Consider the following 19,567-nt stretch of genomic DNA (forward strand, 5'->3'; position numbering starts at 1 on the left):
GATGACCGACATCCGCGCGCCGTACGCCGCATCGACCGCCCCCGGTCCCCACGGTCTCGGCCTCCGCCTGCGCCCCTGGGACCCCGGGTCCGCCGCCGACGTGGACGCATGGCTGCGGGGCCGCACCGACCCCGAGTTCCGGCGGTGGAACACGCCCCTGCGGGAGATCACGGACACGGCCAGCGCCCGCGCGTCGCTGTACGCCAAGGCCGACGAGACGACGAACGGGACCGGCGTGACCTTCTGCGTCACCGACGCGGACGACGGCACGGTCCTCGGACAGATCGGCGTCGACTCGATCGACCGCGTCCGGCGCGCGGGCAACGTCGGCTACTGGGTGCTGTCCGAGGCGCGCGGCCGGCAGGTGGCGACCCGGTCGCTGCGACTGGTGACGGAGTGGGCGTTCACAGAACTCGGTTTGCACCGGCTGGAGTTGGGCCACGCGCTCGGCCACGAAGCGTCCTGCCGAATCGCCGAGCGCTGCGGGTTCTCCTTCGAGGGGGTGCTGCGCGGCGCGATGTTCGAGCAGGGCCGCACGGACGCCTTCCGCGACGTCCACCGCCACGCCCGCCTGGCGACCGATCCGGCGCTCCGCCCCTGGGAGGCGCGGTGAGACCCGGCGACTGGACCCTCACCCACGACCTGCACGCCTTCCTCGACCGGGCCGGCGCGTTCCTGCACTCCCGGCCCGACCTGCACACCGTCCCCCTGACCCTGGCGGACGGGCTGCGCCGGCGCGGGCCGCACACCTACGGACCGGAGAGTCCCGTCTTCGGCGTCCTGGAGCACGGCGGAGCCGTCCGCGCGGTGTTCCTGCGGACGCCGCCCTGGTGGCTCACCCTCACGTCCCTCACCGAGGAGGAGGCCGACGCGCTGGCGGTGCGTCTGTCCGCCGAGGGCCACCCGCTCCCCGGCGTCTCCGCCGAACGCGACACGGCGGCGGCCTTCGCCCGCTCCTGGCAGCGGCACAGCGGCGCCGGAACGAGCCTGAAGGAACGCCAACGCCTCTACCGGCTGGGCGAGCTGACCGCTCCGGGCCCCGTCCCCGAGGGGCGCCCGCGGGTCGCCGGCGCCGCCGACCGCGACCGGCTCGCGCGCTGGTTCGAGGAGTTCATGGCGGAGATCGGTCAGCGCAACACCCAGGACAGCGGCGCCTGGGTGGACTCCCGCCTGGCCCACGGCGGCATCACCCTCTGGGAGACCCCCGACGGCACTCCGGTCGCCATGGCCGGCGTCACCCCGCAGGTCGCCGGACAGGTCCGGGTCGCCCCCGTCTACACCCCGCCGGAGCTGCGCGGCCGGGGCTACGCGGGTGCCGCCACCACCGAGGTCAGCCGGGCCGCGCTGGCGTCCGGGGCGGCGGACGTCCTCCTCTTCACGGACCTGGCGAACCCCACGAGCAATGCGCTGTACCAGCGGATCGGCTACCGGCCGGTGGCGGACTTCGCCGTGCACGAGTTCGCCGGAGGTCGGTGACGGAGGGCTGCCGCACGGCGGTTCGGCACACGGCGGTCCAGCGTGCGGCGATCGGGTGTGCGGGGATCGGGCATGCGGCGATCGGGTGTGCGGCGGTCAGGTGTGCCGGGATCAGGCGTGCGACGGTTCGGCGCGCGGCGAGCCGCACTCGCCGGTCGCCGGGCGGCCTCCCGCCGCAGGGCGCTCGGGTCGACGGTGAGCCGCTGTGCGGCGGTCAGGTGTGCCGGGATCAGGCGGGCGACGGTTCGGCGCGCGGCGAGCCGCACTCGCCGGTCGCCGGGCGGCCTCCCGCCGCAGGGCGCTCGCGTCGACGGTGAGCCGATCGCCGTGGATGTCGGTGCCCCGGACGGCGCCCCCGCCCGGCGGTGCGGCTCTCGCCCGGCGGTGCGGCCGCCCGGTGACGCGGCTCTCGCCCAGGCGGTGCGGCCCCCGCCCGGCGGTGCGGCAAGCCCGGCGGTGCGGCCCCCGCCTGGTGACGCGGCCCGGTGGTGTGGCCCTCGCCCTGGTGGTGCGGCCCCCGTCCGAACCGAGGGCCACGGCAAAGCCCCGCCCCCACCACTGGACGACGTGGTGGGGGCGGGGCGTCGGTCGTGCGTGCCGCTCGCGGTGACTACAGGTAGTACCCGAACAGGTCCGCGATCACGTGCACGGTCCCGCCGTTCGGACGGAAGTCGATCTTTCCGTTGACGACCGGCACGGTCACCAGGTTGGCCACGGTCTGGCCGGCGGTCCAGTTGAGGTTGGACGCGTTCGGCAGGGTGGTCCCGTCGGGCCACACGGTCAGGAAGCCGTTGGCCGTCGGGGCGGTGACGGTGACGTTGAGGACCACGGCCTTGGCGTTCGCCAGGGTGTGGCCGTCGTTGATGTCCAGCACCAGCGTGGAGCCGCCGGGCACCGGCGTGTTGCGGGCGGTGCCGAGGGCGTAGCGGGTGTCGAGCAGTCGGCTCGGGCCCGCGGTGTGGAAGGACGAGCCCTCCGCCGTGGGCGTGTAGTAGCCGAAGACGTCCGCGATGAAGTGCACGGTGCCGGTGCCGGCGTTGTACAGGTTCACCTTGCCGTCGGCGCCGATGGGCAGGACGACCATGTTCGGACGGGTCTGGCCCTTCAGCCAGTTGATGTTCGACGCGGTCGGACGGCTCGCGCCGTTCGGGTACGCGATGAGGTGACCGGTCGAGGTCGGCGCGGTGGCCGTGACGTTGAGGACCACGGCGGTGGCGCCGGTGGCCGGCACGCCGCCGACGCCCGCGACCTTCAGGGAGACGGTGCCCTGGCCGGCGACCGGGGTCCGGCCCGCGACGCCGATGGCGTTGCGGGTGTCGAGCACCCGGGTCGGGCCCTTGGCCAGGTAGGTGCTGCCGCCGGCCTCGGTGGAGTAGTAGCCGGAGACGTCCGCGATGAAGTGCACGGTTCCGCTGCCCGCGTTGAACAGGTCGATCGAGCCGTCCTTGCCGACCGGGACGGTCACCAGGTTCGGGACGATCTGGCCCTTGAGCCAGTTCATGTTCGACGAGGCCGGGCGGGTGGTGCCGCTCGGGTACGCGATGAGGTGACCGGTCGCGGTGGGCGCGGCGGCCGTGACGTTGACGACGACCGCGGTGACACCGGTGGCCGGGACACCGCCGACGCCCGTGACCTTCAGCTTGACCGTGCCGTTCGCGGCGACCGGGGCGGTGCCGGGACGGCCGATGCCGTAGCGGGTGTCGAGGACGCGGGCCGGGGTCAGCGCGTTGAAGGTGCCGGCCGGGGAGCGCGGCACGGCCTGGCACAGGCCCTTGACGATCTCGCGGCCGTTCGGGGTGCCGAGGCCGGTCGCGAGGTCGTAGTCGGTGCCGGCCTGGTACAGACCGCTGGAGTTCCCGGAGTCCGTCAGGTTGTTGTTGCCGGTGGTGACGTCACGGAACGCGGTGGCCGGGAGCCGGTACAGCGCGGAGTGGACGTCGCCGACGGAACCGTTGGCCTGGCAGGCGAGGTCCTGGTCGGCCTGCGCCATGAGCGCGGCCCACACCGGGGCGGCGCCGCTGGTGCCGCCGATGATGTGCCAGTACTGGGTGCCGTCGCTCTCGTGGCCGAAGGCGACCGGGTAGCCGGTGGCCGGGTCGGCGAGGCCGGAGACGTCCGGGACCTGACGGCAGACCTTGCCGGCGCCGGCGGCGCAGGCGTCGCTGTAACCCTTGCCGACGCGGTTCTGGAAGCCGTCGGCGGACAGCTGGAAGCGCTGCGAGACGCCGCCGCCGGAACCGTTCCAGGTGGTCTGGTTGGAGACCTGGGTCCGCATGGTGGTGCCGCCGACACCGAGGACGTACGGCGAGCTCGCCGGGTTGTCGGTGACCAGCTTGTCGGCGTTGGGGGCGTCGTCGTCCGGGACGTAGCAGCCGGTGGAGCCGCTGTCGCCGGAGGCGGCGACGATGGTCTGGCCCTGCGCGGCGGCCTGCTGGAAGATCAGGGCCTCGGCGTCCATGACGTCGGCCGGGGTGTTCATCTCACAGCTGCCCCAGCTGACCGAGACGACCTTGGCCCGGTTGTCCGTGACGATCCGGCGGAACACGTCCGTGCCGTCCTGCCAGGTGTTCGGGCCCTGGTAGACGACGACCTTGGCCTGCGGGGCGAGACCGATGACGGTCTCGACGTCCAGCGCGGTCTCCAGACCGACACCGGTGTCGATGCTCGCCGGCTCGCTGGGACCGCCGTTGACCCGCACCGAGCTGACCGGGACCTTCGTGCCGTGGCACGCCTGGTAGCTGTTGATGTCCCGCAGGTCGTAGTTCTCCAGCGAGTAGACGGCGATGGTGGTGCCGGTCTGCACGTTGGGCTGGTCGGCCATGTTGTAGGCCGTCGCCAGCGACCTGGCGCTCCAGTAGTCCTGCTTGTCGTACGCGGCCGGAGCACCGGGCACGTCCGTCGCGTACAGGTCCTTGATGTCCTGGCACATCGTCGGGGTGGTACCCGTCAGACGCGACCGGCGGGCGCCGTCGGTGGCGTCCGCGGTCCGCTGCTTGCGCGGCGCGCTCTTCGGGCCGGTGTTGCGCGGCTCGTACGACGCCAGCGTGCTCAGACCGACCACCGCGCGGACGTCGCCCGCGCTCGTGCCGTCGAACTGCGGGGCACGGGTGTTGGTCAGGCCGGTCTTGCCGTCCTTCAGCTTGTAGCCGTCGAACTCGGTGGCGAAGGCCTTCGCCGCGCCCGCGACCGTCGTGCGCACGGGCAGCGTGAGCCCGTCCGACTCCAGCTCGCCGACCGTGAGGCCCTTCGCCTCGAGGTCGGCGCGGACGCGCTCGACGGTCTGCGGCAGTGCGCCGAAGACGCTCGCGAACTCACCGGTACCGAGGTACTTGCGGTAGTTCGGGGACTTCGGGTCGGAGACCTCGGCGACGAAACGCTTCAGCGCGGCCGGGTCGCGCGGCTCCAGCACGACGCTCAGGTCGAGCGTCTGCCCGGCCGCCGGGTCCGCCGAACGGACGGCGCCCTGCGGGACCTTCGGCGCCGAGCCGACCCGCCGCGGGGCCGGCTCGTCCGTGGTGGTGGCGTGCGACACCGGCGACACGGTGGCGGTCACGGCCAGGGCGACGACGGTCGCCGCGCCCCATCTGAACGCCTTATCACGGGCGGTTCGGCCCATGCACACTCCTTCTCGCGATCTCTGTCGCCCGGGGATGTGCGCGGGCGGTGAAACCGCGGAAGGGTGCGACCGTGCGCGTATGCGGGCACGGCGAAAGCGTGATGAGTCCGTTGCCGGGGTCCGGGCATGACCCGCCCGCGACCAGACCTACGTGAGCCCCCCCGGCGGTGTCACCGCTCCCACGCGGCGGACGACAGCCAGAAGTGAATTCGTATCAGTCGTGAGATCACCGCAACAAGCGGGGGATCCGCTGTTTACGGGACTGTGATCAGACAAAACCGAACGTCTGGGGACATTGGGTCGGCTCGGTGTCGCCGCGGCCGGCCGCGAGGACCGGTCACGGTCGCGCCGGCCGGCTCACGGCCACAGCAGCTCGCGGACCCAGGCCCCGTCCTCGCGCCGGTAGCGGAGCCGAACGTGCCGCCGCCGCCCGTCCCCCTGGAAGAACTCGACCTCGTCGGGCCGCAGCCGGTACAGCGTCCACGTCGGGGCCTCGGCGTCCGGTTCCCGGCGGGCGCGTTCCCAGGCCGCCTCCGAGGCCCTCGTCAGCTCCTCCACCGAGCCCAGGACCTCGCTCTGCCGTCCGGTGAGCGCGGCGGCGAGCGCTCCCGTGGAGCGGGCGTGCAGGTCCGCGCGCGCCTCCTCGGCGGGGGCCGTGGCGACCGGGCCGCGCACGCGGATCTGGCGGCCCTGGACGGGCCAGTAGAAGGTGAGGGCCGCGTAGGGGCGGGCGGCGAGCGCGCGGCCCTTCCGGCTCGTCACATGGGTCGCGAAGGCCCAGCCGTCGGCGTCGGCGCCGTGCAGCATCACGATCCGGGCGTCCGGGAGGCCCTTCTCGTCGGCCGTCGCCAGGGTCATGGTGTGCGGCTCCCGCTCGCCCGCCGCCACCGCCTCGGCGAACCACGTCGTGAACAGCGCCAGCGGTTCGCCGGGGGCCGCCTGCGGGTCGAAGGGCGGCAGGCCGGTCACCTCCGGGTCCCACACCCGCAGCGACCTCAGCAGCTCGTGAAGATCCGTTCCCATGGTCCGAGTATCGTCCGGGCCGCGCCGGATCCGGCACGCGGCCCGGACGGGTCCCAGGCGCTGTCCGGCGGCCCGGTCCTGCCGGGCGGGATACGCCGCAGGCGCGGCTCGGTCCGCCGGACGGGCTGCGACGCGACCCGATCCCGGACGACGGCCCCTGGGGCGTGTTTCGGCAGTCCCGTCCGGCCCGCGACGCCCGGCACGGGCCTCTCCTCGGAGCTCCGAGGGCCCGTCAGGGGTCCTCAGCCGCGGCCCAGCACGACCGTCCCCGACGAGCAGAACCACCCGCCGGTCCCCGAGGCCACGCCCAGCCGGGGCAGGCCGCCGTCGCGCCCCCGCACCTGGCGGGCTCCGGCTTCGCCCCGTAGCTGGCGTACCGCTTCCACCAGGAGGAACAGGCCGCGCATGCCGGGGTGCTGGGCGGACAGGCCGCCGCCGTCCGTGTTCACCGGCAGGTCTCCGCCCTCGACCCTGAGCCGGCCCTTCTCGACGAACGCCCCGCCCTCGCCCTTGGCGCAGAAGCCCAGGTCCTCAAGGGTCACCAGGGTCATGTAGGTGAAGGCGTCGTAGAGCTGGGCGAAGTCCATCTCCGAGGGGCGGACCCCGGCCCGTCCGAAGGCGAGGCGGCCGCTGACCGCCGCCGGGGAGACGGTGAAGTCCTCCCACTCCGTCATGCTCGCGTGCGAGACGTGTTCGCCGGTGCCGAGGATCCACACCGGCGCCGTACGGCAGTCCCGCACGTACTCCTCGGCCGCCAGCAGCACCGCCGCGCCGCCGTCGGAGCGCAGACAGCAGTGCAGTTTCGTGAACGGGTCGGCGATCATCGGGCCGGACAGCACGTCGGCGACGGACACCGGGGTGCGGAACATCGCGTCCGGGTTCAGCGCCGCGTTGGCCCGGGCCTGGACCGCCACTTCCGCCAACTGCTCGACCGTCGTGCCGTGGCGGACCATGTGGCGGCGGGCCGCCATCGCGTACTTGGCGATCAAGGTGTGGCCGTAGGGCGCCTCGAACTGGAGGGGGCCGCGCGCGCCGAAGGACAGGGTGCCGGTGCGGCGGCCCGCCCGGACGTCCGCGCGGGCCGTGGAACCGTAGGCGAGCAGGACGGCGTTCGCGTGGCCGGCCGCGATCGCGTCCGCCGCGTGGCCGGCCATCACCTCCCAGGTGGAGCCGCCGACCGAGGTGGAGTCCACCCAGGTGGGGCGCAGGCCCAGGTAGTCGGCGACCTCCACGGGGGCGAGCGCGCCGAGCCCGGCGGAGGCGAAGCCGTCGACGTGCGCGCGGTCCAGTCCCGCGTCGGCCAGCGCCCGGCGGGCCGCCTGGGCGTGCAGGGCGTAGGGCGTCGCGTCGTCCACGCGTCCGCAGTCGGACAGGGCCACGCCGACCACGGCGACCTTGCGGTTCCCGGGTGTCGTCCCTGACGTCCCTGAGGTCATGGATCTGACGGTACATCAGATACGGGGTGAGAGGCAGGGGTCGGGGCTCTGGGCATCCCCGCCTCCCCGGCCTAATATGACGCCCCGTCAGGTAATGACCGAGAAGCGGAGGGGAGTCCCGCCCATGGACCCCGGCTTCACCGCCGAGCAGGACGAGATCCGCCGTACGCTGCGGGAACTGCTCCACAAACGCTCCGGCCCGCCCGAGCTGCGCGCCGCCCTCGACACCCCCGCCGGCCATGACCCCGCCCTCTGGACCACCCTCGCCGACCAGCTCGGCCTGCCCGGCCTCGCCCTCCCCGAGACGTACGGCGGGATCGGCTGCCCGGTCACCGACCTCGCCCTCGCCTGCGAGGAGACGGGCCGGGCCCTCACTCCGTCCCCGCTCCTCGCCACGTCCGTCCTCGCCGCACCGTTGCTCCTCGCCCTCGGCACCGACGCCCAGCGCGACGCGCTCCTGCCGCGCATCGCCTCCGGCGCCCTCACCGCCACCCTCGCCGTCCCCGCCTCCGCGCTCACCACCGCCCTCGCGCTGACCGGCCCGAACGGCGGCGACTGGGCGGGCGGGGGCCGCGCGGGCGGCATCCAGGCCCGGCCGGGCGGCGGCAGCTGGCGGCTGTACGGGGAGGCGGCAGGTGTCCTCGACGGGCACAGCGCCGGCCTGCTGCTGGTCGCCGCCCACACCGGCGGCTTCGCCCGCTCCCGCCCGCTGCTCTTCCTCGTCCCCGGGGACGCCGCGGGTCTGACCCGCACCCGTCAGACTGCCCTGGACGCCACCCGGCCCCAGGCCCGCGTCCAGCTCCGGGACGTGGCGGCCCGACCGCTGGGCGACCCGGACGCGGACATCCTGCCGTCCCTGGCCCGGCTCGGCGACCTGGCCGCCGCGGTCCTCGCCTGCGAGGCCGTCGGCGCCGCCGACCGGGCACTGGAGCGGACCGTCGAGTACGTCGGGCAGCGCGAACAGTTCGGCCGGACGATCGCCTCCTTCCAGGCCGTCCAGCACCGGCTCGCCGACGTGTACGTGCAGGTCCAGACGGCCCGCTCCGCCGCCTACTACGCCGCCTGGGCGACCGCCGCCCACGCCGGGAGGGCCGGCGCCCTCGCCCTCGCCCAGGCCCTCACCGCCCTGCGCACCGCCGCCGCGGAGGCGATCCAGCTCCACGGCGGCATCGGTTTCACCTGGGAGCACGAGGCCCACCTGTACTTCAAGCGCGCCGCCGCGGACGACCTGCTCTTCGGCCCCACCCACCGCCTGCGCGCCCACGCGGCCGCCGAGGCACAGCTCTTCACCCGCGCCGACGGACGGACGGAGGTGCCGGTGTGACCCCGGCGACGGGAGGCGACGGCCCCCGGGGCCCCGCCCGCGTCCACCCGTCGCTGCCGTCCCCCGGCCGGTCGACGGAGGGTGCGACGTGATCGGTACACGGCTCGTGCAGAAGGTCTCCTCGACACCCGGGTTCGCCAGGGTCGCCCCCTGGGTCGTCCCGGCGCTCGACCGTGCCGTCCACCGGCTCACGCGGGGGAAGGTACTGCTCAGCGCCCAGCTGCTGCCGGGGGTCGTGCTCACCTCGACCGGGGCCAGGAGCGGGCTGGCGCGGCGGACGCCCCTCGCCTGCATGCCCGAGGAAGGAGGCAGGAGCTGGATCCTCGTCGGGTCCAACTTCGGGCGGCCCGGCCATCCCGCTTGGACGGCCAACCTCCTCGCGCACCCGGACGCCGAGATCAGCTGGAAGGGCGCGGACGTCGCGGTGACCGCCCGGCTGCTGGAGGGACCGGAGCGGGCGGCGGCCTGGCAGGCGGTGCTGGCGTTCTGGCCGCCGTACGCGACGTACCAGGCGCGGGTGGAGCGGGAGATCCGGCTGTTCCGGATCACGCGGCGGGCGTCATAGCGTGGCCAGCCGCTGGACCAGCAGGAACGCGCCGATCCCCAGCATCGCCGCCCCCGAGGTGCGGGTGACCGCCCGGGCCGCGGCGGGGCGGGCGCCGAGCACCGTGCGCGCCGCCAGTCCGACCACCGCGTAGACCAGGGCACAGCACGCCATGTGCAGCATCCCCAGGACGGCCGTCTGGGCGGGGACCGGCAGCCCTGCGGAGCCGGTGTCCAGGAACTGCGGCAGCACCGACAGGTAGAGCAGGAGCCCCTTGGGGTTGAGGCCGCTGATCGTCGCCCCCCGCAGGAACACCCGGCCGCCGTCCCGCGCCGCCGCCTCCCCCGCCTCCGGCACCGCGGGCCGGCGCAGCACGCCCCACCCCAGCCGCACCAGGTACGCCGCTCCCGCCAGGGTGAGCGCGGTGAGCAGGGCGGGCGAGCCGGCCACCAGGACGGCGAGGCCCGCCGCGGCGAGCGCCGTGTGCAGGGCGTAGCCGCTGACCAGCCCGGCCACCGCCGGGCCCACCGAGCGTCCCCGCAGTCCTGCCGCGATCACGTACGCCCAGTCGGCCCCCGGCACGCACACCAGCAGCAGATCCACGGCGAGGAAGGAGAGAAGGGATCCCGAGTGCATGGGGGCGACATTAGGCTCGTTGAGGTCGAAAGTGTTGTCGAAGTTTGCGCGACAGGGGGGCTGCCGAGGGAAGATCTTCCCCATGGACGACGTGGATCGGAAAATCCTTGCCGAACTCCAGCAGGACGGGCGGCTGACCGTGACCGAGCTGGCCGCCCGGGTGCGGCTCAGCGTCTCGCCGTGCCACCGGCGGCTGCGGGAACTGGAGCGGTCGGGGGCGATCAGCGGGTACCGGGCGGTCGTGGAGCCGGCCGCGGTGGGGCTGACCTTCGAGGCGCTGGTCTTCGTGTCGATGCGGCAGGAGGACCGGGACACGGTCGCCGGGTTCGAGAGCGCGCTGGCCGGCATCCCGCACGTCCTGGAGGCCGAGCGCCTCTTCGGGGAACCGGACTACCTGCTGCGGGTGGCCACCGCCGACCTCGCGGCCTTCCAGCGGCTGTACGACGAGCGGCTGGCCACGCTGCCGGGCGTCCAGCGGCTCACCTCGACGCTGGTGATGAAGCACGTGGTGAAGGACCGCCCGCTGCCGGCGTGAGCCCGACCGCCCCGGACAACGACGGACGGCGGCCCACCTCGGTGGACCGCCGTCTGTCGGACAGGACTTGAACCCTTGCAATCCCGGGGGCCGGGGCGGGCTACTTCGTCGGCTTCTTGCCGGTGACGCCCAGATACACCAACAACGCGAGATTCGGCTTGAGTTCGGCCTGCTTGACACCCCAGGACTGGAAGCCCTTCTGGTGCGAGGCGACCGCCGCCAGCATCGCGACGAGCGAGCCGGCGACCGCGGCCGGGTTCACGTCCTTGTCGACACGGCCCTTGGCCTGCAACTCGGCGACCGACTCCGCGAGGGAGTTGTTCACCGAGTTGAGGATCTTCATGCGGAGTTTGTAGAAGCGCTTGTCGCCCTCGGCCGCACCGAGGTCGACGACACGCAGGATCGCGTCGTTCCTCCGCCAGAACTCCAGGAAACCGTCGACGAGTTCCTGCGCCGTCTGCCAGCCGGCCTTGCCGACCCAGGACCGGCCCGCGAGCAGCTCGGTCAATCCGGCTCCCTCGGCGGCCATTTGCTCGGCGATCTCCAGGACGGCGCCCTCGACGTCCGGGAAGTACTGGTAGAAGGTCGCGGGCGAAGTGCCCGCCTTCCGGGCGACATCGATGACCTTGACGTCCCGGTAGGGAGAGGAGCTGAGCATCTCGCTGAGGCAGTCGAGCAACTTCTGCCGCGTCGCCTGCCCGCGCCGACCGGCCACGCGGCCGTCGACGGTACGCACTTGTCCTGTCATGTCGTCAGCTTACCGAGGGGTGATCGGAGCGCTATTCGGCCGACTGCAAATGGGGTGCGCGGGGGCGCGGAGGCGGGTGTGCCTGGTCTGCGGGCTGCGTGAACCGCCGTTACGTTGGCTGCATGGCCGAAAACAGGGCATCGGTGTACACAGGGGGATACCCCGAGGGCGTCCCCTGCTGGGTGGACGCGCAGCTTCCCGACGTGGAGGCGGGCCGGCGGTTCTACGGTGAGCTCTTCGGCTGGGCCTTCGAGGGCGCGTCCGGCGCCTCCGTCTGGGCCCGGCTGGCGGGGGAGCCCGTGGCCGCCCTCGCCCCGAAGACGGACGGCCGCATGCCCACCGTCTGGACGGTGTACTTCGCGACGCCGGACGCCGAGGCGACCACCCGGCGCATCCGGGCGGCCGGCGGGCAGGTCGTCATGGCGCCGTTCCCGGTCGACGGGCTGGGCGCCGCCGCCCTGGCCGCCGACCCCGAAGGCGCCGTCTTCGGCCTCTGGCAGCCCGGCAGCCACCCCGGCTTCGGCATCCGCCACCGGCCCGGCGCCTTCGCCTGGGCGCAGCTGTACGCCCGCGACATTCAGACCGCCAACACCTTCTACGGCCACCTCTTCCACGAGGCGCTCTTCGGTCCCGGCGCCGAGCCCGACTTCGGGCGGGCCCCCGTCGCGGACGTCTTCCCCGAGATGATGCCGCCGCACTTCCTGGTCCACTTCGGCGTCGCGGACTGCGAGGCGGCGCTCGGCGCGGTCGGCCGGCTCGGCGGGCGCGTCCAGGCGGGTCCGTTCACCGCGTCCTACGGCACGGTGGCCGTCGTCACCGACAATCAGGGGGCGTCGTTCGCGGTCCTGGAGCGCTGAACTGTACCTTTCTGCCCTGGTATGACATCGGACACCCCGATTGTCACCGGGTTCGCAACAGGTGGTCCGGCCAGGAAGAATCGGGGTGCGTGCCGCCATGGCGGTGCGGTGGTGAGACGCTGCACGGGGTCGCGTACACATATGGGTGGCGGGGCTCGTACGGGGAGGTGGCAGGCAAGTGGTGGATCAGCTGACACAGCACGATCCGCGGCGGATCGGGCCGTTCGAGGTGCTGGGACGGCTGGGGGCCGGCGGCATGGGGCTGGTCTATCTCGCGCGTTCGGCCTCGGGCCGCCGTGTGGCGATCAAGACGGTCCGCACGGAGCTCGCCGAGGACCAGCTGTTCCGCGTGCGCTTCACCCGCGAGGTGGAGGCGGCGCGGGCGGTCTCCGGCTTCTACACGGCCGCCGTCGTCGACGCCGACCCGCGCGCCGCCGTGCCCTGGCTGGCCACCGCGTACGTGCCCGCCCCCTCGCTCGAGGAGATAGTGAACGAGTGCGGGCCGCTGCCGGCCCAGGCGGTGCGCTGGCTGGCGGCGGGTGTCGCGGAGGCCCTCCAGTCCATCCACGGCGCCGGGCTCGTCCACCGCGACCTCAAGCCCTCCAACGTCCTCGTCGTGGAGGACGGCCCCCGGGTGATCGACTTCGGCATCGCGTCCGGTGTCTCGAACACCCGCTTGACGATGACGAACGTCGCCGTCGGCACCCCCGCCTACATGTCCCCGGAGCAGGCGAAGGACTCCCGCAGCGTCACCGGCGCCAGCGACGTCTTCTCCCTCGGCTCCACCCTGGTCTTCGCCGCCACCGGCCACCCCCCGTTCCACGGCGCCAACCCCGTCGAGACCGTCTTCATGCTGCTGCGCGAGGGCCCGGACCTGGAGGGCCTGCCCGACGAGCTGCGCCCCCTGATCGAGTCCTGCATGCAGATGGAGGCCACGGGCCGCCCCAGCCCCGCCGACCTCCAGGCCCAGCTCGCCCCGCACCTCTTCGGCTCCGGCTCCGACGACAGCGGTACGGCGTCGGCGTGGCTGCCCGAGAAGGCGGTCGCCCTGATCGAGACCCGCCGCGGCGGCCGCCCGACGGCCAGACCGGCCGCGCCCACCACCGGCCGCGGCGGCGACGCCGGCGGGGCGGGTGCCGACCGGCCCGCCGTACCCCCGCAGCCCTCGCGCGACCCCGTGGTGCTGTCCCGGCCCGCGGCCGGCGTCCCCGACACCGGTCCCGTCCGGCTGGCCGGCGCGGCCGTGCCCATCGGGCCCGGCCCGCGCGTCGCCGACGTCCGCGCCGCCGCCGTCAGGGCGCCCGCGCCCGAGCCCGGCCTGGTCGCCTCCTGGTCCCGGCCCCGCACCGGCGTCAACGGCGCCGACCCCGCCGTGCCGCCCGCCCCCACCGCGGCCCCGGAGACCCCGGCCGGCTGGCGGCCCTGGCGGTTCCGCATGTCCAACGACGTGTGGGGCACCCCGGCCGTCGCGGGCGACCTCGTCTACGTCACCTCCTTCGAGGTGCACGCGCTGGACGTGGCCACCGGCCGCCGCCGCTTCAAGACGCGGGACGTGGCCTGGTCGATGGCGGTCGCGGACGGCCGCGTCCACGCCTCCGACGGCCCCACCCTCTTCGCCCTGGACGCCCGCGAGGGCACCGACCTGTGGCGGCTGCCGACGGACGCCTGGGTGTACTGCCTCAAGGCCGAGCGGGGCACCGTCGTCACCGGCACCCGCGGCGGCGGCGTGCAGGCCTGGGAGGCCTCGACCGGGCAGAAGCTGTGGGAGGTCACCGGCTGCCAGACCGACTTCGAGTCCCCGGAGGCCGGGCCCGCCCTGCACGACGGCACGGTCTACGTCTGGCAGGACGCCCGGCTGCGCGCCCTGGACGCCCGCACCGGAGACGAACGCTGGTCCTACCCCATCGGCGACGCGGCCTCCTGCGGCGGCGTCCCGGTCCGCGTCACCACCGCCCCCGACGGCTACGCCTACATCTCCGCCGGCACCCGCGTGCTCGCCGTGGACGTGGCGAGCGGCATGGTGCGCTGGCACTTCGAGGCGCCGGCGGCCTTCCTCTCCGCACCCGCCTTCGTCCCCGGCCCGGCCGTGACGGGCGGCGGCGTGTACCTCGCCGACTACCTCGGCACGGTCTACGCCCTGGACGCCACCGACGGCCGCGACCGCTGGCGCATCGCCACCGAGGCCCGCTCCTCCATCGACCCGGTCCTGGTGGCCGCGGGCCACGTCCACGTCGGCAGCGGCAAGGGCCTCTACACCCTCGACGCGGTCACGGGCACGCCCAAGTGGCGCTTCCAGGCCGGCGGCGACATCGTCGGCGCCCCCGCGGTCGCCGAGGGCCGCATCCACTTCGGCTCCACCGACCACCTGCTGTACACCCTCAAGGCCGACGACGGCCGCCTGCGCTGGAAGCTCGCCACCGGCGGCGAGATCACCGGCTCCCCGGTGGTCCGCGACGGCGTGGTGTACGCCTGCAGCAAGGACCGCTGCGTGTACGCCCTGGACGCGGAGAAGGGCACCGGGACGGCGAGAACGGCGTAGCCCCCCCCGACGGAACCCTGTCGTCGGGGACGGGGACGGACCCTTGTCGTCCGGGACCTGACGGACCTGCGCCGTCCCGGGCGGGACGGACCTCCGTCGTCCGGGAAGGCCGTCGGGCCCCGGTCTCCGGGAGGGGACGGGACCCGGTCTTCGGAAGGGGGGCGGCCCCCGGTCTCCGCGCCGGGGCGGACCCGTCGTCCGGGACGGCCGTCGTACCGAGTACACGGAAAGGGGGCCGGACGGCGGCCGTCGCTGCGGGGGCGGTGCGTTCACCGCTTCCACCCCAGACGCTACGCCGGGTACGGGGCGGTCGCCATGCGGTGACCCGGGCGCGAGGGCCCGTGGACGGGCCCGCGCCGCGTCGGCCACGAGGTGCCCGCGCGCACCGGCCACCGCCCGCCCCGGCTCACCTCACCTCACCCGGAACCCTCCCGGGCGCCGTCCCGCGAACAGTTCCGCCTGCCGGTCGGGCGGCAGGTTGCCCAGCGCGATGAGGTGCGGAGCCTGCGCGTAGCCCGCAGCGCGGGCCGGCTCCCTCGCCGCCCACAGCGCCCGGACGGTGCCCTGAACGCCGGCGGGCGGGTACCCGGCGACGACCGCGGCGCAGGCCAGGGCCGCGTCCAGCGCCCCTCCCGGGTCGGTGAGTTCCGACACGAGCCCGATGTCGTGGGCGCGCCGCGCGGAGATCCGTTCGGCGGTGCCCATGAGCATCATCCGCGCGGCCTCCCCGTACGGCATGCGTCCGCTCATCAGGACGGACTCGTAGGCGCTGACCATGCCGTAGGGGGTGTGCGGGTCGAAGAAGACCGCGTCGGCGCCGGCGACGAGGAACTCGCACTCGCCGAGCAGGTAGAAGGCGCCCCCGCAGGCCATCCCCTCGACGGCGGCGACGACCGGCTTCCACAGGTCGTTCGCCTTGGGCCCGACGGTGAGCAGCGGGTCGTCCTGCATGTAGGGGGAGGAGGGCTGCGGCACGACGGCGTCCCGGTCGATCCCGGTGCAGAACGCCCGCCGCCCGGCCGCGGCGAGCACCACGGCCCGCACGGCGTCGTCGAACCGCAACGCCCGCCAGACCTCGGCGAGGCGCCGCGCCATGCCGAGGTCGACGGCGTTGAGCCGCTCGGGCCGGTCCAGGGTGACCACGGCGACCCCGGTGTCCTCGTCGACGGCCAGCCGGACGCTCACGGGCGCTCCCGGGTGACCACGGCGACGCCGGTGTCCTCGTCCACGGCCGGACGCGCGCTCACGGGCGCTCCAGAACCCACTGCGGCAGTCCGCCGTCCCCGTCGAAGACGACCCGCACCCGTGCGCCGATGCGCAGTCGCGCGACCGGCACCGAGTCGAGCCGCGCGCCCGCCTCCCGCACCAGGTTCCCCACCAGCCGGATCCGCGGTGTCTCGGCCAGTTCCACCACGATCACGTTGTAGGGCGCCTGGTCGGCGTAGTCGGGCAGCAGGGGCGGGTGCGGGACGACGTAGGACCAGATGCGCCCGCGCCCCGAGGTGCGCGTCCAGGTGCTCGCGAAGGACTGGCAGTGCGGGCAGCAGGGCCGGGGCGGGAAGCGGGGTTCGCCGCAGTCGGCGCAGCTCTGCACGCGCAGTTCGCCGCGGGCGGCGTACTTCCAGAAGGGGGCGCCGTCGGCGTCGGTGACGGGTTTCAGCATGTCGGTCAGCTCCTCAGCAGAAGGGCGGAGGTGGGGACGCCCTCGCCCGCGGTGACCAGGCAGGCGGCGGCGCCGGGGACCTGGGCGGTGCTGGTGCCCCGCAACTGCTTCACGCCCTCGTTGAGGAGGTTGAAGCCGTGCACGTACGCCTCGCTCAGCCCGCCGCCCCCGGTGTTGAGCGGCAGCCGTCCGCCGGTCTCCAGCGCCCCGCCCTCGGTGAAGGCGCCGCCCTCGCCCCGGCCGCAGAAGCCGTAGCCCTCCAGGGAGAGCAGCACGAGGGGGGTGAACGCGTCGTAGATCTGGGCGACGTCGACGTCCTGCGGGGTGAGGTCGGCGTGCTTCCACAGGTGGCGGGCGGCGGCCCAGGCGGGTCCGGTCAGCGGGTCGTCGTTCCAGTAGTTGACCATCCCGTGGTGCTGGGCGGGCAGGCCCTGTGCGGCGGAGTGGATGTACACGGGGCGTCGGCGGCAGTCGAGGGCGCGTTCGCGGCCGACGACCACGCAGGCCAGCGCCCCGTCGGTCTCCAGGCAGTTGTCGTAGAGGCAGAGCGGTTCGCTGATCCAGCGGGAGGTCATGTACGACTCGCGGGTGAGGGGCCGTTCGTACATGACGGCGGCGGGGTTCTGGTTGGCCCGGTTGCGGCACGCGAGGGCCACGTTGAAGAGGTGGTCCCGGGTGGCGCCGTACTCGTGCAGATAGCGGCGGGCCAGCATGGCGATCTCGTCGACGGGCCGCAGCAGCCCGTACGGCCGGGTCCACTGCGCCGGGGTGGGCAGTTGGACGGTGGTGTTCGTCCAGGGCCGGGGCCCGCTGCCCCGCTTGCGCGACCGCCAGGCGACGCCCACCGTGGCCTGCCCGGCGGCGATGGCGGCGGCGAGGTGGGCGACGGTGGCGCAGGAGCCGCCGCCCCCGTAGGGGACGCGGCCGAAGAAGGTCAGGTCCCCGAAGCCGACGGCCTTCGCCAGCTCCACCTCGTCGGTCTCCTCCATGGTGTAGGAGGCGAGGGCGTCGACCTCGCCGGGGGCGATCCCGGCGTCGTCGAGCGCGGCGAGGACGGCGCGGCAGGCGAGGGTCCGCTCATCCTCGGGGAGGTGCTTGGCGAAGGGGGTCTGGCCTATGCCGACGATGGCGGTGGCGTCCTTGAGACCGGCCATGCTGGTCATCTCCGCTCACTGGTAAGGCGGCTGACAGTTCGTCAGGCTACCGTTAATCTGACGGTCAGTCAGCTACTGGTTCGGGAGGCTGTCGTGCGCGGTGACGTGGAGTGGGGGACGGTCCCCGGGCTCGTCCGCTGGGCGGCGCAGCGGTACGCGGACGTCGAGGCGGTGGTCGAGGGCCGCACCCGGATCTCGTACGGCGAACTGGGCGCGCGGGTGGAACGGTCGGCCGCGGCCTGTCTGGCGCACGGGGTGCGGCCGGGCGACCGGGTCGCCGTCTGGGCGCCCAACTCCCTGGACTGGATGGTCGCGGGGCTGGGCGCGCTGTCGGCGGGCGCGGTGCTGGTCCCGCTGAACACCCGGTTCAAGGGCGCGGAGGCGGCGGACGTGCTGGCGCGCAGCGGGGCACGGCTGCTGTTCGTGACGGGCACGTTCCTCGGCACGTCGTACGTGGCGTCCCTGCGCAGGGCGGCCGGGGACGGACCGGGGGAGGGCCCGCTGGGCGGGCTGCCGGCGCTGGAGACCGTGGTGGTGCTGGCGGAGGACGCCCCGGTGGGTTTCCGCACCTGGAAGGACTTCCTGGCAGGCGGCGACCGGGTGCGGGACGCCGACGTCCGGGCGCGGTCCTCGGCGATCGCCCCGTCCTGGCCCTCGGACATCGTCTTCACCTCGGGCACCACCGGCCGTCCCAAGGGCGTGGTCATCACCCACGCGCAGACCCTGCGGGCCTACGACATCTGGTCCGACCTGGCCGGACTGCGCCGCGGCGACCGCTACCTGATCGTGAACCCCTTCTTCCACACCTTCGGCTGGAAGGCGGGGGTGATCGCCTGTCTGACACGGGGCGCGACGATGATCCCGCAACCGGTGTTCACCGTGGACACGGTGCTGGCGAACGTGGCGTCGGAGCGGGTGTCGGTCCTCCCCGGTCCGCCGACCCTCCACCAGGCCCTCCTCGACCACCCGTCCCGCGACGCCTACGACCTCTCGGCCCTGCGGCTGGTGGTGACCGGGGCGGCCGTGGTGCCCCTGCGGCTGGTGGAGCGGCTGCGCTTCGAGCTGGGCGTCGACACGGTCCTGACGGCCTACGGCCTCTCGGAGGCGAGCGGCATCGTCACGATGTGCCGCCGGGGCGACGAGCCGTCGGTGATCGCCTCGACGTCCGGCCGGGCCGTCCCGGGCACGCAGGTGCGGGTGGTGGACGCCGGGGGCGCGCCGCTCGGCCCCGGCGAGCCCGGGCAGGTCCTGGTCCGCGGCTTCAACGTCATGCGCGGTTACTACGACGACCCCGCGGCCACGGCGGACGTCGTCGACGAGGACGGCTGGCTGCGCACGGGCGACGTGGGCGTCCTGGACGCCTCGGGCAACCTGCGGATCACCGACCGCATCAAGGACATGTTCGTCGTCGGCGGCTTCAACGCGTACCCGGCCGAGATCGAGCAACTCCTCGGTCTGCACCCCGGGGTGGCCGACGTGGCGGTCGTCGGCGTCCCCGACGCCCGGCTGGGCGAGGTGGGCAGGGCCTATGTCGTCCGCCGCCCGGGAGCCGTCCTGACCGGCGACGACCTGATCGCCTGGGCCCGCCGCGAGATGGCGAACTACAAGGTGCCCCGGACGGTGGAGTTCGTCGGGGAACTGCCCCGCAACGCGAGCGGGAAGGTGGTCAAGCAGGAGCTGCGGGGGCGGGCGGCCGCCGGGTCCGTCGGTGAAGGACCGTGAAAGCGCAACAAACGGGTCAAGGCTTGTCCCGCGCGAGGAAACAGCTTCCCGGTAACTTCGGTTTCCACGGCCCGGAAAAGCGGTCGAGCGCCTCCAACCTCGACTTCAGCGCCGGGGAGGCCATCCCCAACCTGGTCGTCGTGCCCGTCACCGACGGGAAGACCGACTTCTACAACCGCTACGGCAGCGTCGACCTGATCGCGGACCTGACCGGCTACTGCACCGGCTGACCGCCGGGAGACGATCCGGCCGCGACGGCTCCCCCTCCGCGCCGCCGCGGCCGGTCCCCCGTCC

Annotated in this window: 17 protein-coding genes; 9 read left to right on the forward strand and 8 right to left on the reverse strand. The window is 74.1% G+C overall.

Features of this window, described 5'->3' with window-relative positions:
• Position 1: 1 nt before the first annotated feature.
• Both ACZ4YY_RS15560 and ACZ4YY_RS15565 read left to right on the forward strand, forming a co-directional pair.
• Complete coding sequence (locus ACZ4YY_RS15560; RefSeq protein WP_468289259.1) at positions 2-613, forward strand: GNAT family N-acetyltransferase; 612 nt, start codon at positions 2-4, stop codon at positions 611-613.
• Positions 610-1,476: a GNAT family N-acetyltransferase gene (locus ACZ4YY_RS15565; protein ID WP_468289262.1), complete on the forward strand. Its 867-nt coding sequence runs from the start codon at positions 610-612 to the stop codon at positions 1,474-1,476. The genes ACZ4YY_RS15560 and ACZ4YY_RS15565 overlap by 4 nt, the downstream gene beginning before the upstream one ends.
• A gap of 610 nt (positions 1,477-2,086) precedes the next feature.
• Here ACZ4YY_RS15565 and ACZ4YY_RS15570 read toward each other — a convergent pair.
• From ACZ4YY_RS15570 to ACZ4YY_RS15580, 3 genes are all read right to left on the reverse strand, one after another.
• Positions 2,087-5,092 (reverse strand): S53 family peptidase, encoded by a 3,006-nt coding sequence (locus ACZ4YY_RS15570; RefSeq protein ID WP_468289265.1) that lies wholly within the window; start codon positions 5,090-5,092, stop codon positions 2,087-2,089.
• A gap of 357 nt (positions 5,093-5,449) precedes the next feature.
• Entirely contained in the window at positions 5,450-6,115 is a 666-nt protein-coding gene (locus ACZ4YY_RS15575) for a pyridoxine/pyridoxamine 5'-phosphate oxidase (RefSeq protein ID WP_468289268.1), read from the reverse strand.
• A 242-nt stretch (positions 6,116-6,357) separates the two neighbouring features.
• Complete coding sequence (locus ACZ4YY_RS15580) at positions 6,358-7,551, reverse strand: thiolase C-terminal domain-containing protein (RefSeq protein WP_468289270.1); 1,194 nt, start codon at positions 7,549-7,551, stop codon at positions 6,358-6,360.
• 124 nt (positions 7,552-7,675) lie between these two features.
• Here ACZ4YY_RS15580 and ACZ4YY_RS15585 point away from each other — a divergent pair, with 124 nt between their 5' ends.
• Positions 7,676-8,875, forward strand: a complete 1,200-nt coding sequence (locus tag ACZ4YY_RS15585; protein WP_468289479.1) for an acyl-CoA dehydrogenase family protein — start codon at positions 7,676-7,678, stop codon at positions 8,873-8,875.
• A gap of 88 nt (positions 8,876-8,963) precedes the next feature.
• Positions 8,964-9,440: a nitroreductase/quinone reductase family protein gene (locus ACZ4YY_RS15590; protein ID WP_468289273.1), complete on the forward strand. Its 477-nt coding sequence runs from the start codon at positions 8,964-8,966 to the stop codon at positions 9,438-9,440.
• Here the strand turns inward: ACZ4YY_RS15590 and ACZ4YY_RS15595 are convergent.
• On the reverse strand, positions 9,435-10,055 hold the full coding sequence (locus ACZ4YY_RS15595; protein ID WP_468289275.1) for a LysE family translocator: 621 nt from the start codon (positions 10,053-10,055) through the stop codon (positions 9,435-9,437). The two genes, ACZ4YY_RS15590 and ACZ4YY_RS15595, sit on opposite strands and share 6 nt — an antisense overlap.
• A gap of 82 nt (positions 10,056-10,137) precedes the next feature.
• Here ACZ4YY_RS15595 and ACZ4YY_RS15600 point away from each other — a divergent pair, with 82 nt between their 5' ends.
• Entirely contained in the window at positions 10,138-10,590 is a 453-nt protein-coding gene (locus ACZ4YY_RS15600) for an Lrp/AsnC family transcriptional regulator (protein WP_468289278.1), read from the forward strand.
• A 100-nt stretch (positions 10,591-10,690) separates the two neighbouring features.
• Here the strand turns inward: ACZ4YY_RS15600 and ACZ4YY_RS15605 are convergent, their stop codons facing one another.
• Positions 10,691-11,338 (reverse strand): TetR family transcriptional regulator, encoded by a 648-nt coding sequence (locus ACZ4YY_RS15605; protein ID WP_468289281.1) that lies wholly within the window; start codon positions 11,336-11,338, stop codon positions 10,691-10,693.
• Positions 11,339-11,460: 122 nt separating this feature from the next.
• Here ACZ4YY_RS15605 and kbpA point away from each other — a divergent pair, with 122 nt between their 5' ends.
• Positions 11,461-12,195 carry an AfsK-binding protein KbpA gene (gene kbpA, locus ACZ4YY_RS15610; protein WP_468289284.1) on the forward strand — a complete coding sequence of 245 codons (735 nt, stop codon included), beginning with the start codon at positions 11,461-11,463 and terminating at the stop codon, positions 12,193-12,195.
• 178 nt (positions 12,196-12,373) lie between these two features.
• A complete protein-coding gene (afsK, locus tag ACZ4YY_RS15615) occupies positions 12,374-14,734 on the forward strand; it encodes a protein serine/threonine kinase AfsK (protein WP_468289287.1) in 2,361 nt (786 codons plus the stop codon).
• 411 nt (positions 14,735-15,145) lie between these two features.
• Here the strand turns inward: afsK and ACZ4YY_RS15620 are convergent, their stop codons facing one another.
• Genes ACZ4YY_RS15620 through ACZ4YY_RS15630 form a run of 3 tightly spaced genes read right to left on the reverse strand, consistent with a single transcriptional unit; the run spans position 15,146 to position 17,551 of the window.
• Positions 15,146-15,919: an enoyl-CoA hydratase/isomerase family protein gene (locus ACZ4YY_RS15620; RefSeq protein WP_468289290.1), complete on the reverse strand. Its 774-nt coding sequence runs from the start codon at positions 15,917-15,919 to the stop codon at positions 15,146-15,148.
• Between the two features lie 58 nt (positions 15,920-15,977).
• Entirely contained in the window at positions 15,978-16,397 is a 420-nt protein-coding gene (locus tag ACZ4YY_RS15625) for a Zn-ribbon domain-containing OB-fold protein (RefSeq protein ID WP_468289293.1), read from the reverse strand.
• A gap of 5 nt (positions 16,398-16,402) precedes the next feature.
• The gene (locus ACZ4YY_RS15630) at positions 16,403-17,551 is read right to left on the reverse strand and encodes a lipid-transfer protein (protein WP_468289482.1); all 1,149 of its coding nucleotides are present in this window, start codon (positions 17,549-17,551) and stop codon (positions 16,403-16,405) included.
• Positions 17,552-17,644: 93 nt separating this feature from the next.
• Between ACZ4YY_RS15630 and ACZ4YY_RS15635 the strand changes: the two genes are divergently transcribed.
• Positions 17,645-19,273 carry a FadD3 family acyl-CoA ligase gene (locus ACZ4YY_RS15635; RefSeq protein WP_468289296.1) on the forward strand — a complete coding sequence of 543 codons (1,629 nt, stop codon included), beginning with the start codon at positions 17,645-17,647 and terminating at the stop codon, positions 19,271-19,273.
• 23 nt (positions 19,274-19,296) lie between these two features.
• Entirely contained in the window at positions 19,297-19,503 is a 207-nt protein-coding gene (locus tag ACZ4YY_RS15640; protein WP_468289298.1) for an N-acetylmuramoyl-L-alanine amidase, read from the forward strand.
• Positions 19,504-19,567 lie beyond the last annotated feature (64 nt).

The sequence above is a fragment of the Streptomyces sp. NPDC030143 genome (assembly GCF_055573695.1).